The organism is Mesorhizobium sp. LEGMi-168a, assembly GCF_058312955.1.
In genome coordinates this window covers 1-14,125 of sequence record NZ_JBZEGV010000055.1, presented here as the reverse complement: position 1 = coordinate 14,125, position 14,125 = coordinate 1, and the positions used below count along the sequence as shown (strand labels likewise).

The 14,125-nt window shown below is 57.1% G+C and carries 11 protein-coding genes and 1 pseudogene; 5 read left to right on the top strand and 7 right to left on the bottom strand.

The window, feature by feature from the left end; all coding sequences use genetic code 11:
- Positions 1 to 953 precede the first annotated feature (953 nt).
- The gene (locus AC4FWB_RS33250) at positions 954 to 2,006 is read right to left on the bottom strand and encodes an NAD(P)H-dependent flavin oxidoreductase (RefSeq protein WP_491030457.1); all 1,053 of its coding nucleotides are present in this window, start codon (positions 2,004 to 2,006) and stop codon (positions 954 to 956) included.
- A gap of 582 nt (positions 2,007 to 2,588) precedes the next feature.
- On the opposite strand from AC4FWB_RS33250, the gene AC4FWB_RS33245 reads away from it, so the two are divergent.
- Positions 2,589 to 3,545 carry an ABC transporter permease gene (locus AC4FWB_RS33245; protein ID WP_491030456.1) on the top strand — a complete coding sequence of 319 codons (957 nt, stop codon included), beginning with the start codon at positions 2,589 to 2,591 and terminating at the stop codon, positions 3,543 to 3,545.
- Positions 3,546 to 3,588: 43 nt separating this feature from the next.
- On the top strand, positions 3,589 to 4,431 hold the full coding sequence (locus tag AC4FWB_RS33240; protein WP_491030458.1) for an ABC transporter permease: 843 nt from the start codon (positions 3,589 to 3,591) through the stop codon (positions 4,429 to 4,431).
- 447 nt (positions 4,432 to 4,878) lie between these two features.
- On the opposite strand, the gene AC4FWB_RS33235 is transcribed toward AC4FWB_RS33240, so the two are convergent.
- The 3 genes from AC4FWB_RS33235 to AC4FWB_RS33225 all read right to left on the bottom strand — a co-directional run bounded on the left by AC4FWB_RS33235 (position 4,879) and on the right by AC4FWB_RS33225 (position 7,452).
- Positions 4,879 to 5,262, bottom strand: coding sequence for a hypothetical protein (locus AC4FWB_RS33235; protein ID WP_491030459.1), 384 nt, complete (start codon positions 5,260 to 5,262; stop codon positions 4,879 to 4,881).
- Positions 5,263 to 5,922: 660 nt separating this feature from the next.
- A complete protein-coding gene (locus tag AC4FWB_RS33230; RefSeq protein WP_491030455.1) occupies positions 5,923 to 6,978 on the bottom strand; it encodes a recombinase family protein in 1,056 nt (351 codons plus the stop codon).
- A 12-nt stretch (positions 6,979 to 6,990) separates the two neighbouring features.
- Positions 6,991 to 7,452: a DUF5372 family protein gene (locus tag AC4FWB_RS33225; RefSeq protein ID WP_491030454.1), complete on the bottom strand. Its 462-nt coding sequence runs from the start codon at positions 7,450 to 7,452 to the stop codon at positions 6,991 to 6,993.
- A 141-nt stretch (positions 7,453 to 7,593) separates the two neighbouring features.
- Between AC4FWB_RS33225 and AC4FWB_RS33220 the strand changes: the two are divergent.
- Positions 7,594 to 7,692, top strand: a pseudogene (locus AC4FWB_RS33220) (ATP-binding protein); the annotation flags it as partial.
- 917 nt (positions 7,693 to 8,609) lie between these two features.
- The gene (locus AC4FWB_RS33215) at positions 8,610 to 10,199 is read left to right on the top strand and encodes an ABC transporter substrate-binding protein (RefSeq protein WP_491030453.1); all 1,590 of its coding nucleotides are present in this window, start codon (positions 8,610 to 8,612) and stop codon (positions 10,197 to 10,199) included.
- 528 nt (positions 10,200 to 10,727) lie between these two features.
- Here the strand turns inward: AC4FWB_RS33215 and betB are convergent.
- Positions 10,728 to 12,182: a betaine-aldehyde dehydrogenase gene (gene betB / locus AC4FWB_RS33210; protein WP_491030452.1), complete on the bottom strand. Its 1,455-nt coding sequence runs from the start codon at positions 12,180 to 12,182 to the stop codon at positions 10,728 to 10,730.
- 318 nt (positions 12,183 to 12,500) lie between these two features.
- Complete coding sequence (locus AC4FWB_RS33205; RefSeq protein WP_491030451.1) at positions 12,501 to 13,343, bottom strand: enoyl-CoA hydratase-related protein; 843 nt, start codon at positions 13,341 to 13,343, stop codon at positions 12,501 to 12,503.
- Positions 13,344 to 13,633: 290 nt separating this feature from the next.
- Here AC4FWB_RS33205 and AC4FWB_RS33200 point away from each other — a divergent pair, with 290 nt between their 5' ends.
- Positions 13,634 to 13,762: a hypothetical protein gene (locus AC4FWB_RS33200; protein WP_491030450.1), complete on the top strand. Its 129-nt coding sequence runs from the start codon at positions 13,634 to 13,636 to the stop codon at positions 13,760 to 13,762.
- 182 nt (positions 13,763 to 13,944) lie between these two features.
- Here the strand turns inward: AC4FWB_RS33200 and AC4FWB_RS33195 are convergent.
- Positions 13,945 to 14,125 (bottom strand): hypothetical protein (locus AC4FWB_RS33195; protein WP_491030449.1); only part of this gene is annotated, 181 nt, incomplete at its 5' end.

Below are 14,125 nucleotides of genomic sequence, written 5' to 3'. Positions count from 1 at the left end.
GCTCGGCGGCTATCTCAACCGCACGCGCGACCCGCCGCCGGGCAACATCGTCATGTGGCGAGGGCTGACGCGCCTGACCGATATCGGGCTCGGCTTGAGCTTGGCCGCCGAACTTGTGGGTAATTGAGAGTCTCGCCGGAGGCGTACACTCTAACGCTATGCTCTCGCAGCGGATGTCGGGTAGTCGCGTTCTTCATAGACGACGGATTAATGATAGTCTCGAAGCGCTGGGGGCAATTTATCAAGCTGGTGCGCCGCTACCAGTTTTCCCTCAAGGAACCCATCCAGATCGATGTCGGGAAGCTCGGCCGCTTTAACGCATCAAACTCCCGCGGCAGCGGGGGCTGTTGGCCGAAGAGGGCAACGGCCGTAAACGGGAGGCACAAGCTGGCATTTGCGTTTCTGCCCCAATCGAAAATCCTCGATTAACGCCGCCTGCACGATAATAGGTCGACATTGGCCATCGCATGAAGTAGTCGACACCGGCCCATGGATCTGCTGATCGAGAAGAATTTCACAGTGAAAACCTAACTTCTGGCGGGCATTCTTTTGATGCTCTCCGGCATAGGTCAAATGTATCCGAACTTCCAGCGGCGTGTACTATCCGTACCGTATCGGTGCCCTTCCCGGCCAACTTTCGGGGCAGCCAGAGCCACTATGAGCGCCCAATCGCCGCCAATCTCGAGTAGACCGTTCCTTAAGCGCTAACGCCGTAGCTGCCGTCCGGCTGCCGAAAGGCGTTCAAAACGCGCCCCATAGGACGAGAAGTGCGAATCATCGCGCGGCCCGATGAGAAACTGGCAAGGTCGCGTGCCCCAATCGATCTCCGCGGTATGAATGAAGCCCTCTGCACCCGCCCCTCGCGGCGCGTTGCCACCATGAAGGAGAGCACGCATGTGCCCTCGGTATAGAAGGCGGCGAACGGCGATCCATCGATGCGTCTTTCGAGGCTCCTAGAATCGGCCCAGTCTACCGGATATTATCGCACAACCACTTTCTGGCGTGAAGTTCTTTGAGGTATTTGCTACCGGCTGGATTTCGGAAATCAGCTTGGCGGTCTCGCTCATGGCCCTGTGATATTCATCGGCAACCTCGTCCACCACGTCCCCTGCCGATTGGATTCCGGAGACGGCGGAAACTGTATGACCGGCGCTCCAAATATCGGCCCATCGCTTCGGCCCTTTTCCAGCTAGGTCGGCGCTGAACCTTCTGCGTGCTTCTTCAACGCTCAGCGGTATTTCCAACTCGCCGAGATCGAGCCCGGCTTTCAGGATCGACGGCCGGAGGTAATTTGCATCGAATCCGTTGATCGCCTTCGTTAGCTGGATGTCGTCGATCCCTGAATTGACCACCATTTGCTTGTGACCCTGCGGCGCCAGGCTCTCATGCGTCGCTATGAAACGTGTACCCATCATTCCGAAGTCGCACCCCAGCACCCGTGCTGCCCAAAGTGCATGGCCGTCGGACAGGCCGCCAGCGAGGCCCACCGGCCCTGCATAGATCGAGCGAACGGCCCTGACGAATGACAATCCGTTTAGCCAGCCGGTCTGTCCTCCTGCTCCTGCGCTCAGAAGTACCAGACCATCCGCACCAACTTTGATCGCTTTTTCCGCATGTCGCATCGTGGCGACATCTGTCAGGACTGTGCATCCAACATCGTGCAATTGAGGGATGATCGCTTCCGGCGACCCGACGCTCGCAAGCACGATCTTGACCCGGTGCTTGACCAAAACATCTATATCGGCCTGAAGGGCCTCAGGTGATCTACGCATGACGATGTTGGGACAGCATGGTGCTGAAACAGCATCCGACTCAGCACAAGCTCGGTCTATCCTCGCCAGCCACTCGTCCAGCTGTTCCGGTGTCCGTGCATTGAGGGTTGGAAAAGCCCCGATGGCGCCCTTCCGGCAGACCGCTGAAACGAGATCAGGCCCCGATACTCTCTGCATCGGTGCTGAGATCAGGGGAATGCGCAGCCGGGAGGTGATTGATGTAGGCAAGCCCATTTCGCTTTTCCGTTCCGTTAGACCCGCACGCTCGCTGAGGTGGCTCCCTGACATTTCGACCGTTTCGAACTTCCCCGTCGGCCCGTGACAGTTTAGTCGAGATCACATCAGCGCCGAAGGGTGGCGCACCTGTCCAAGCTGCGAGATCAATCTGTTATAAGCATGCAGGCTGGCTGAAAATGGAAATAATATCATTCGGCAAGTGATATTTTTGCGCGACTGCAAGGCTGTGCCTCATGATAGCATCAGCTTTGAACCGGCTGAGAATCGAAGGCATTTGTGGGATGGTGGACATTACGACAACTTGGATGAACTGGATGGTCTCTCAGGTCGATGCGTTTGATGCTGCCCGGAATGATACGCATTGGAAGGCCCTCGGTTCGACGAGTTGTTGTTAGCCGCACGGTCAACTTTATCACGTCCAGGGACTGAGCGCGCTTACCCAAATGCAGCGTCTCTGCTGTGAGCATAGCGGTACGGTCATTCCGCCGCTCGCAAATTGCGTTTCGAGCTGGGATTGGCGGCTTCGGCTGAGCTGAGCGTTGGTGGTCGCTGAAGCATAGTTTGGGTCAAGAATATCCGATGACGTCCATACCGAAAATTATAGGTCAACGCGTCGCTCTGGGCGTGCTGACCCTGTGGGTCGTGTCCCTAATCATTTTCGCTGGGATTCAATTTCTGCCTGGCGACATAGCCACCGAAATGCTCGGGCAGTCGGCAACGCCGGAAACTGTCGCGGCGTTTCGAAAGAGCCTCGGGCTCGACATGCCTGTCTATCTTCGTTACCTTCACTGGCTCGGCGAGATGCTACAAGGTAATTTCGGCACAACGCTCGCCAGTGGCAGGGATATCGGCGAGCTCATCCGGCCCAGGCTGTTCAACACCTTGTTCCTTGCGATAAGTGCCGCGATGATTTCGGTTCCCCTAGCGCTGCTTGGCGGCATTGTAGCTGCGCTCTATAGGAACACACTCGTTGACCGCACGATCAATGTGGTCACGCTTGCTTCGATCTCATTTCCCGAATTCTTCGTGGCTTATATCCTCATATTGATCCTGGCAGTGCATAGTGGAGTGCTTCCCAGCCTCTCTGACGTAGATTCCACCACCAGCTTTCTGGGCCGGCTAACTGCGGTCACCTTGCCGGCGCTCACACTCGCGGTGGTAGTGATGGCCCACATGTTGCGGATGACGAGAACTTCAATCGTAAGTCTGTTGGGCAACCAATATATCGAGACGGCGCGGCTCAAGGGGCTCTCAGAGTGGCGCATGCTTGTCCGGCATGCTCTGCCAAACGCATTATCGCCCATCGCCAATGTTGTCGTCCTGAACCTGGCATACCTCATAACCGGTGTCGTGGTCGTTGAAGTCGTATTTGTCTACCCGGGCCTTGGACAGCTTATTGTCGATTCCGTGCAAAAGAGAGACATCCCGGTCGTGCAGGCCTGCAGTCTGATTTTCGCGGCGACTTATATTTTGCTCAATCTCACCGCAGACGTGTTATCGATCATTATGAATCCGCGCCTCATGCATCCAAAATGAAGTGCGATCTTCTCATGAACAGCCGATGAGTGAATACATGACGATGCCGCCGTGGATTCTCAGGACGGGAAACAGCAAGTTCGCTGCGGCGCCACTGAGCGCAAAGTTCGGAATTGCCGTCATAATTTTTTATGTGCTGATAGCACTGTCGGCGCCGTACTGGGCTCCTTACGGAGAGGCTGAGATCGTCGGTACGCAATTCGAGCCATGGAGCGCACGCTTCTGGCTGGGAACCGACAATCTTGGACGCGACATGTTTACGCGGCTTGTGTTCGGCGCGCGCAACACAATTGGTATCGCGTTGATAACGACGACCCTCGCGTTTTCGATTGGCGCTTCTGCCGGATTGGCGGCTGCCGCCTTCGGTGCATGGACGGACCAGATCTTGTCGCGGCTCGTGGATGTTCTTATGTCGATACCGCAACTCATTTTTGCGCTGCTACTCTTATCCATCTTCGGAACCTCGATTCCTACGCTAATAATCGTCATTGCCGTTCTGGATTCCACCCGCGTATTTCGTCTCACACGCGCCGTAGCAATCAATGTCGCGGTTTCGGACTACGTAGAGGTAGCCAGGCTTCGTGGCGAAGGAGCGATCTGGATTATGACCCGCGAGATACTGCCGAATGTTACCCCGACCCTCATAGCTGAGTTCGGCCTCCGGTTTTGTTTCGTGTTCCTTCTTATCAGCGGGCTTTCTTTCCTCGGCATTGGCATCCAGCCACCGACCGCGGATTGGGGCTCCATGGTTCGTGAAACCGCGACTTTGATTGTATATGAAGATATCACCCCCCTTCTTCCAGCTGGGGCGATCGCTCTGCTGGCAGTAGGAGTCAATCTGGTGGTGGATTGGTTCCTACAATCGGCAAGCGGACTCAAAGATTGAGATCGTTCAAGGAAGTGCGCGCAGCTGGCGCGGCAATGCCGAGCTGAAGCCGGCCTCACGCTGGGCAAGCTTTGTTTGAGCTTTTCAGTCATCACCCACGACCCATTGGCGGCCTCAGGTGCCCAGAGCTATTTCAACTGCTCAAAACTTGTGTGCGAGTTGGGCACTGAGCGCCTTAACCACAACCCGGAATCAGTGTTCGTCTAAGTTCGTGGCTGGACCGGCCTCAACAATAACGCTTCTCAGTGAGCTACTCCCCAATCCTTCGACAGATTTTTGGCTGGTTTAAGCTACTCTCCGCGCCTGCTGATCGGTTTCGATCCTGTTGAAGTAGACCACGGCGGGCGGCTGTCCGCCATGGGCGGCGTGAGGCCGCTGGTGGTTGTTGTCAAGCGACTCCGGATGAAGAACTGACCCTGGCGGTTGTGGTTAGTTGTTCGGGCGTTGTCATGAGACCTTCTTCCTCGATCGCTTGGTGCGTGCGAGCCGTTCTTGCAGGGTGTTGATTTGGTCATCCGAGAGTTCGATCTGCCACGGCTGCCCCTTCGTAAGCTGGCGCCCGTCGAGCAAGCCGCATGCGAGATAGTCGAACACAGTTTGTGGTGTGACGCCCAGGGCGGCCGCCGTCCCTTGAACCGAGTAGGTTCCGTCTGTCGGTGGGGATTGGCGCTCGTGCCGTTGATCTTGACGGTGGGGGATGCCCCAACGTGTTCGCAGAAGCCAGACATTCTCGCCCTTGAACGCGCAGCTGCGTGCTGCGACAAAGCCTTCCGCGTTCAGCGCCGCTGCGATCTCCCTGTCCATTTTGCCCGCGGCGTTGAGCTCGATCACTCTGCTCCGCAGTTGCTCGAGATCGCTGTAGTCGCCATAGGTGTGGACCCGCCTCTGGAGGGGTGCTCGCTGGTCGCTCCCGTCTGCCACAGGATCTTAAACCAGACCTGGCTCTGGAAGCGCTTCTGGTCGAGGACGACCTGCCAATGATGAGGCGCAGGATACCCTTTCGCTCGGCCGATGTAGTGGAAGGGGCGTGCCAGATGCCAGGCAGGTCTTCTCCCAGCTTTTGAAGCGCTTGGCGGTCGGACTCGCTCAACACCAGGGGCTCGTTGGACCGCCATCGTTTATAATCCTGTTCGATCGCCTCGGCCACGCGCAACTTCTCTTCCCACCCGCGCTCCAACGACCGTGCCACCAGGCGATTTTCCGGCTCGACCGCATCATATTGGCGTCGTGCTCTTTCCGCCTCATAGCGCGCCCGCTCGCGTCGTAGCGCCCACTGCCGCTCAAGCTGGCGCGTCTCCTCTTCGATCTGGCTCAGTGCGGCAATGGCGATAGCGATCTGGTCCGGTCGCAAGGCCTCGAGCAGGATGCTTTCGACCTGCGTATCGACGGGCAGCGCACGAACTTCCTGGCAGAGCGGCCCGCCCTCCTGATCGCGGTCGGCGCGACACGTGTCGACGGGGTAGTCACCGGCGGCACCGCTATAGTGTAGGCTCATCCGGCGACCACACCGCCCACAAACGGCGATGCCCTGCAGCAGGGCCGCTCCCTTGCGCGGTACGCCCGAATGGCCCGCTGCGTAGCGATTGATGTTGTTTGCCAGTCGCCTCTGGTTTTCCATGAACTCCTCCCAGCCGATATAACCAGGGTGGGCAGCCTGAAGGCAAACCTCCCAGTCGGCGATGGGGACCTTGACCGTCTTCGGGCGATAGACGTCATGGCGAAGCCGCCCGCCTTCCATCCGGTGCCGACCATAGACATATGCATCGGAGTAGGCAGGATTTTGGAGATGCTGAGTACCCGCGCACTGTCGGCCTCGCGCCACACCACATCATGCGGCGCGGGACCGCGGAGCGGGCGCACAGGTAGTGGCAGATCGTTCTTTCGCAGGTAGCGCATCACGGCTCGTGCGCTGTGTAGCTCGCGGAATTTGGCGAAGACCAAGCTGAGCCGTGCCTGCACCTCCTCATCGGGATTGAGAATGATCTCGCCCGAGCGATCATGCGCCAATCCGACGGGAACAGGAAGGCGCAGCTCGCCGCGTGCCGCTTTCTGACGTTCGCCCTGATGGAGCCGCTGCCTGATCTGGTGCAGCTCTGCCTCGCTCATGATGCCGGACAAGCCGAGCAGCAGGCGGTCATGGTAAGCGCAGGGATCGTAGAGACGCTCGCCATCGGCAATGATGGCGCCGAAGAGCGCGCACAAATCCAGGAGCTGATGCCAATCGCGATTGTTGCGGGCAAGCCGCGAAGCGTCGAGGCTGATGACGAGGCCGGCATTGCCCAATCTGATCTCCGCGATCAGCATCTTGATCCCAACCCGCTCGACGGTCCCGGCTCCGGATTTGCCAAGATCTTCGTCGATGACGTGCACGCGTTCATGCGGCCAGCCGAGAGCGACGGCACGGTCGACGAGGCGGTATTGCAGTTCCGTGCTTTCCTGATGATGCCGCACCTGGTTCACGGAGGACTGGCGGACATAAATGTAGGCAAGCTTACCGCGATGCGCGGCCGTAACACATTCGACCGGTCTATTCGGCGCTCTCAACATGCCGATCCGCCGCTATCGGCACGCCCGTCGATCGCATCCGCAAAAGAAGTCCTCGCGACGCTCTGCGTGATCTGCTTCTGCGTCTCCGCCGTTAGGTTGAACCACAGGCGTGGTAGTTTCGCTGCGGCTGGGACTCGAACTCTGGTGACTGTCTGGGAGGCAACGCGGCACGGATTCGACTGAATGTTCATCGCGAATCACCTCCTCGACACGGGAGGTCAACGTGCTGTTCAAATGGTGCAGCAATGTGAGCAGCGTTCGGCCGTTGATACGAGCCAACGATTTAGACGCGCCCTGTTCTTTCGGCGACGCCTCTGCAAGGTCGATCACCGAGCGCCGGATTGAACGGCGGCGCCCGTCAGGTAGTCGAACAACGACGAAAGCCGGACCGCGTGCAGAACGGGAGGACACGAGTTCTAGGCGCTGACCCGCAAGGCCGTGACAGGGGCCGACGACTATTAAATGAGATACCACCCCGCCGAAAAAACGCGGCCGGCCGCCAGGAGCGAGATCCGACGATCAAGATGCCGGCTGATCACCGCGCCCATTCGCCTGTCACCTAGGGAAAATTGAATGCCCACAATCAGGGAATATTCATCGTCCGATGACAGGCAGCATTTGGTGTTTGGTAACCCGACCTATGCCGACGCTATCCTGGACCGGCTCGTGTACAACGCCCATCGCATCGACCTCACCGGCGAAAGCCTGCGCCGAAAGCAGCACAGCTTGACACCGCATGCGAACGAAATGACAACAATCACGCCAGCAGAACCACAGCCCCAGGGTGCGAGATCATCTCGGAATCAGGGGGCGCAATCAAATCGGAACAAGGGGGCCGCTTCGTCGGAATCGGCAACCAGAGCGGTAACCTTCGTCACGCCAGCGGCGGTGATGATGCGCAATTCGGCCAGATGTGCGCAGAACATTGACCGCCTGCGTTCTCTGCCGCACCAAAAGAGTGCGGGTCTTTAGCACCATTGCGTCGGCTTCAGCAGACGTCAGATCGCAGCTTCCGTCATTGTCCGATTTTCGGAGAGGTGCTTACAGCACAGACGCGATCGCATGCAACTCGGCTTTGGCCGCCACCTCTTTGAAGGCGGTCCTCGTAGGTAACTACTAGCTACCTATCGAGGCACGAGAATTTCGTCGTCGGTAGCTGGCAAAGCTTGCTTGCCAGTTCTGACTGGCGTGTGGCGTTCGCGCACGGCGTTCATCGTCGCGCGTGAATGGAGTAGTGTGCGACTGCGTCGCTCCTATGATGACAACGACCGGTATTCCATTGCGCGCCGCTTTAAGCCGCCGCCGGGAGCTGAGCCGCATCTGCGATCGCCTTGATATGGAGATTGACGGCTCACACGCGGTCATCATTCAGGACGACATCGATTGTGCCACCGGTCCTTTATTATGCAAGACCTCCTGCCGGGAAGACGCAGTGAAATCACCTGACAGATGACTTTTTTGAGCGACAGCAAGATCTAGCGCTGATGATAGCATCAGATTTGTATCGCTGGGGCGGAAGACCTTCGCAAGAGGACAGCGTTTTCACGGGACCGTGACACCTCCTCGATGAGCTCTCTCCGGTCGCTGGACCGCCTGTGTCACCAACGAACATGATTGAGAGGGAGAACAAAATGAACAAATGGGTTCAGAATTCGATGGTGGGTTCGCCCGTCGACCGACGGCGGTTCCTCAAAACCGCAGCAGCCGTCGGAGCACTTGCAGTCAGTTCGGCGACTAGCCTTGTTCCGTCATTTGCTCAAAATGCCACTCCCAAGAAAGGTGGGCATTTCAGAATCGGCGTTGCGGAAGGCTCCACAACCGACTCGCTAGATCCTGCTGCGTACCCGGACTCGTTCATGCTGACATTCGGCCACAGCCTGCATGGATACCTTACTGAGGTGAATGCAGAAGGCAATCTGGTGGGCGAACTCGCCGAATCCTGGGAGGCAACGAAAGACGCCAAAACATGGGTCTTCAGGCTCAGGAAAGGGGTCGAATTCCACAATGGAAAGACCCTGCAAGCGGCCGATGTGATTGCCACAATCAACCACCATCGTGGTGAACAGTCCAAATCAGCGGCAAAGGGCATCGTGGATCCAATCCAGGAAATCCGCGCCGACGGTCCAGAAACGGTTGTTGTCGTTCTCAAACAGGGCAACGCCGATTTCCCATTCGTGCTGGACGATGGTCATATGGCTGTAATGCCGGTGAGAGACGGGAAGGCCGACACGTCCGGCGTTGGCGCGGGAGCATATGTACTCGATACAATCGACTTCGGCGTCAAGGCGACGTCCAAACGTTTTCCGAACTACTGGAAATCGAATGCGGCTTGGTTCGACTCCTTCGAAGTTCTTTCGATACATGATGTCACGGCGCGAACGAACGCGCTGACAACAGGCCATATCCATGCCATGGACAAGTGCGACCTCAAAACCGTTCATCTCCTGGAGCGGAACAAGAGCTTGGAGATCTTGTCCGTCAGCGGTACTCAACATTGCACCATGCCCATGCTTGTTGATGTTCCACCGTTCGACAACGTGGACGTGCGCTTGGCTCTAAAGTATGCGATCAATCGGCAACAGCTGCTTGATACCGTGCTGCGCGGATATGGGCAGCTTGGCAACGACCACCCAATTGCCTCGACAAATCGCTTCTTCGCCAAGGATCTGCCTCAGCGCGAGTTCGATCCAGACAAGGCAAGATTCCATCTAAAGAAAGCGGGCCTTTCGGATTTGAAAGTCACTTTGTCTACTTCTGATGCGGCATTTCCAGGCGCAGTCGACGCCGCGGTGCTCTATCAGCAGGACGCAGCCAAGGCCGGAATCACTATTGACGTTGTCCGTGAGCCAAGCGACGGCTACTGGGATATCATCTTCCAAAAGAAGCCCTGGTCGATGACCTATTGGTACGGCCGGCCCACCGCGGACTGGATGTTTTCGCAGGTCTACGCGGCAGACGCCGGTTGGAACGATACGCGCTGGAAGAATCCCCGCTTCAATGAACTCTTGCTGGCCGCCCGTTCTGAGCTGGACGACGAAAGGCGGTCGCAGATGTATTCGGAGATGCAGGCCCTCTGCAGAGACGACGGTGGCACTGTCATTCCCGTATTCACAAACATGGTGAGTGCGCTGTCCAAGAAAGTCGGCCATAACAAGATTGGATCAAGTTGGGATTGGGACGGCTTTCGCTGCTCGGATCGCTGGTGGTTCGCGGAAGCGTAATGGGGCGTCAATAATTAATGACCTCCATCCCAAAGACCATCGGCCAGCGCGTCGCTTTGGGCGCGCCGACCTTATGGGACCGTTTCACTGCAAGACCGTATGTCCGCCTCGCCGACAGAGGCGGACATACGGTCTTACGTTGATTGTGTGCATCTCTGCTACGGGCCGGCCAGTCTAGACTAGACCGGCTGTGGTTTGTATCGGCTTACTCTTCGCTTAAATCCTGGAGATCGTGCCCGTTGCCGAGATGCCAGTCTCTCAGCTCACGAAATAGACTTAGCGATCGCCGTGTGCATTGCTGACCGAAGCCTTCGTCGACAATCTGCCCGCATAAACGCGTGCAAACTCGCCATACGGCCCGTGGATCAGCTTCGGCATCTCAATGGTTCGTCTACACCCGGTCCCCTGGCTTCCGCGGGATCAGAGATGGCGTCCCTGCATTCCGCGGTGGCTACTCATCCTCTGCAAACATGTTAGCGGTTCGCCGCGCGAGAAGGCGCTAACCTTCAGGGTACAACAAAGGTCCTGCTAATAGGGTGCTCGGAGAGCGTTCATTGAGATGTACACGGTCTTCATTTCGCTGAAATGATTTATCGCAAGCTTGGAATTCTCGCGGCCAACTCCAGAAAGTTTCAAGCCGCCGAATGGCGCTTCGGCCGGAGCGAGATTATAGGTGTTCACATAACAGGTGCCCGCCTCGAACTCCTTTGCCACACGATGGGCGCGCATGAGATCCTTGGTGAACACGCCAGCAGCTAAGCCGAACTCACTGGCGTTGGCTCGTGTCATCACCTCTTCTTCGGTTTTGAAATCCAAAACCGACATGACTGGACCAAAAATCTCCTCGCGAGCTATCGTCATCTCGTCGGTTACTTTAGTGAAAACCGTGGGTTCGACGTAAAAGCCTGGTCTATCCAACTGCCTTCCGCCATAGACAAGCCGCGCCCCTTCTTCAAGTCCCTTAGCAATGTACGTTTTGACAATCTCCATCTGGCGTTTGCTGACCAAGGGTCCAAAATTCACCTCTGGGTCCATGGGGTCTCCGATTGTTGCGCCCGCTAACCTTGCCACAAGCCGCTCGATAAATGCCGATTTGATTCCTTTCTGCACAAACACGCGGGTGCCATTGGAGCAGATCTGCCCTGAGGAGTAGAAGTTTCCAATAATGGCGCCGCTCACTGCGCTATCTAGATCCGCATCATCGAAAACAATCAAAGGTGACTTGCCACCAAGTTCCATTGTGACATGTTTCATTCCCTCAGCCGCTGCGGCATAGACCTTGCGGCCGGTAGGGACGGATCCCGTCAGGGACACCTTTGCAACGCGGTGGTCGGCCACAAGGGCTGCGCCAACGTCACCGTAGCCCTGCACAACATTGAAGATACCGCTCGGAGCTCCGGCTTCAACCAATATCTCGGCCAATTTGAGAGCAGAAAGCGGCGTAATCTCCGATGGTTTGAATATCATGGCATTGCCACAGGCAAGCGCTGGCGCGGCCTTAGAGCAGGCTATCTGGATGGGGTAGTTCCACGCACCAATCCCCACGCACACGCCGAGCGGTTCGCGGATCGTGTAGGCAAAATCTCCGCTCGAAAGCGGAATGTGCTCGCCCGTGAGCGTGCCGGCCAATCCGCCGAAGTATTCCAACGCATCTGCGCCAGCACTGGCGTCAGCTACTGTAGTTTCCTGGATTGGTTTACCCGTATCATGGGTTTCGAGCACCGATAGGTCGTAGTTGCGTAGGCGCATGATGTCCGCGGCTCGCCGCAGGATGCGCCCACGCCCCGCCCCAGTCATGGCCGCCCATTGCTTCTGAGCCGCTTTTGCTGACGACAGAGCATGCTTCACAATTGCCGGCGTTGCAGAATGCAGCTGTGCAATCACCCTGCCGGTTGCAGGGTAGATAACATCTATCGCTCTGCCGGCCGCATCCTCTGCGTAAGCACCATTGACGAAATGGCTGGCCACAGGTTGGAACTTCACTTCAATCCTCCTTAGGAGTCATCCTGCAGCAGCAGAGCATTTTGGCTCTCTGCATTGCGCCGCTTCAGGCCGGCAGATTCACAAGACCCGAACTCATGCTGGAGAAAAAATAGTTCCGGGGCGATGAGCGGCTCAGCATGCTTTGCAGAAGCGAGCATCAGATCTACACAGAAAGAGCTCGCTTCAGAGTCTATACCTAGTTTGACGGATCTATCGCCGACGGCATACTGCCGCATTCAGCTCTTGGCGCGCGCAGTTGCCTACACGAGTCAGCTGCTCCCGGCCGGTGCCGAGAGCAGCTCACATTGGCGTGGATCGTCACTCAAGCCCTTCGTAACGCGCTCTGCCTTGTTTCAATGCTGCCTTCAAACCTTTTTCAAGCGTTACCTTCGTGAACTCGAGGTACCTATCGACCGGCTGATGGCCCGTGATTGCAACCACTTCGAGGTAGTAGTCTGTCGCCGTCTTGAGACCTTGCAGCTCATAGACCTTGTTCAGGTACATTTTGTGTATCCGCTGCACGTCCCGAGGCATCCGAGCCATCAGCGTGGCCCTCCGTCGAGTAGCCTCTTCCAATTCCTCAGGAGCTACCACCTCAGTCACGAGTCCCATCTGTTTGGCCTCAGCGCCTGAAACCTCGCGGCCGGTCAGCAGAAGTTCCTTTGCCGTCTTCATGTTAACAAGCCACGGCATGAACATGCAGTGAGCGGTCAGGCCGTAGCGCACCTCGCTGTAACCAAGCATCGTGTCCGAAGTGACAATGGACAAATCACAGAAGAGCGAAAGTTCGAAGCCTTTGCCGATGGCGTACTTGTGTACCGAAGCGATCACCGGTTTGGAGACAAACCACGGCGTCGCGAAATCTTCGAACTGCCTTATGTATTTGAGGCGATAATCGTAAATCGTCGCTCGGTCCTCCGAGGCGTCTTCGTCAAGGTCATGACCGGCACAGAAGCCACTACCGGCCCCGCGGATCACGATCACGTTGACGCTATCATCCCTGTCGGCGCGAAGCAGTCCCGCCTTGAGCTCACCGACCAGCCGCTCATTCATAGCGTTAGCTTTTTCTGGCCGATTCAGCGTTAGCCAGCAGACGCGCTCCGCATCCACCTCATACAAAAGGTGCTTGTATTTCGTCGTTTCAGGCGTGATTTGGTCCATCGATCTCTCCCTTTGGTTGCGTATCCTGAGTTCAGCTTACAGTTCTGTTGCAGGGAACGGGCCGATATAAAAGGTGAATGCCGTTTCGTTGGTGCAACGGGCTGAACTGGAGCCAGCGATAGCACGAGTTTCGGTATGGGCAGCGCGCAAAAAAGTAACCTGCCTAGTGACTTTGTTTTCGGCTGTACTTGGGGCCAGCAAATGTCTTCCGCTTCTGCGTGATAATCGAGCACCTAGCAGCGCGAAGCGTCACGGCATCACGTTCGGGGGATACCACCGGAGGGTATAACGTGCTCCGCGACGATCGCGTCCGGCTGCTGATGCACGGCAAAACCATGGTGAAGGAAAGTGTGCTCCTGATCGCCAGCGTCGGCGCCAGGCGCACCGAAGCTTGCATCAAATATGCACCGATAGTTTAGGACTTCAATTCCGACGGTTGCTTGGTCGCGTCGCCGTGTTATGCGTCGTCACGCAGATACAGCTGGCTAGTCATGCGCTGCCGATCGACAAGGCCGCCAACCCGCGAGTGATGTTCTACATTAACAGGCCGCAGCGGAACCATAACGGTCGTCGAGTTATTGGCCAAGCGCATGCAAGATGATTATGCTACCGCCGATCGCTGGCGCATGACAATCCGAATGTGAACTCGTTTTGCTGTAGCGCGACAATCTGGGAGAGAGGTGCGCGACAATCTGGATGAGAATCTGGCGTCGCGGCGGGTGTGATGATTGCGGCTTTGATTGACGCGCGCAAGTGCTTTGTCAGGTTGATTGTCGCGGCGC

Excerpts from the sequence above, each read along its gene's own strand:
- AC4FWB_RS33250 (WP_491030457.1), bottom strand. The coding sequence starts at position 2,006 with ATGGGCTTGCCTACATCAATCACCTCCCGGCTGCGCATTCCCCTGATC.
- AC4FWB_RS33245 (WP_491030456.1), top strand. The coding sequence starts at position 2,589 with ATGACGTCCATACCGAAAATTATAGGTCAACGCGTCGCTCTGGGCGTG.
- AC4FWB_RS33215 (WP_491030453.1), top strand. The coding sequence starts at position 8,610 with ATGAACAAATGGGTTCAGAATTCGATGGTGGGTTCGCCCGTCGACCGA.
- AC4FWB_RS33230 (WP_491030455.1), bottom strand. The coding sequence starts at position 6,978 with ATGTTGAGAGCGCCGAATAGACCGGTCGAATGTGTTACGGCCGCGCAT.
- AC4FWB_RS33240 (WP_491030458.1), top strand. The coding sequence starts at position 3,589 with ATGCCGCCGTGGATTCTCAGGACGGGAAACAGCAAGTTCGCTGCGGCG.
- AC4FWB_RS33205 (WP_491030451.1), bottom strand. The coding sequence starts at position 13,343 with ATGGACCAAATCACGCCTGAAACGACGAAATACAAGCACCTTTTGTAT.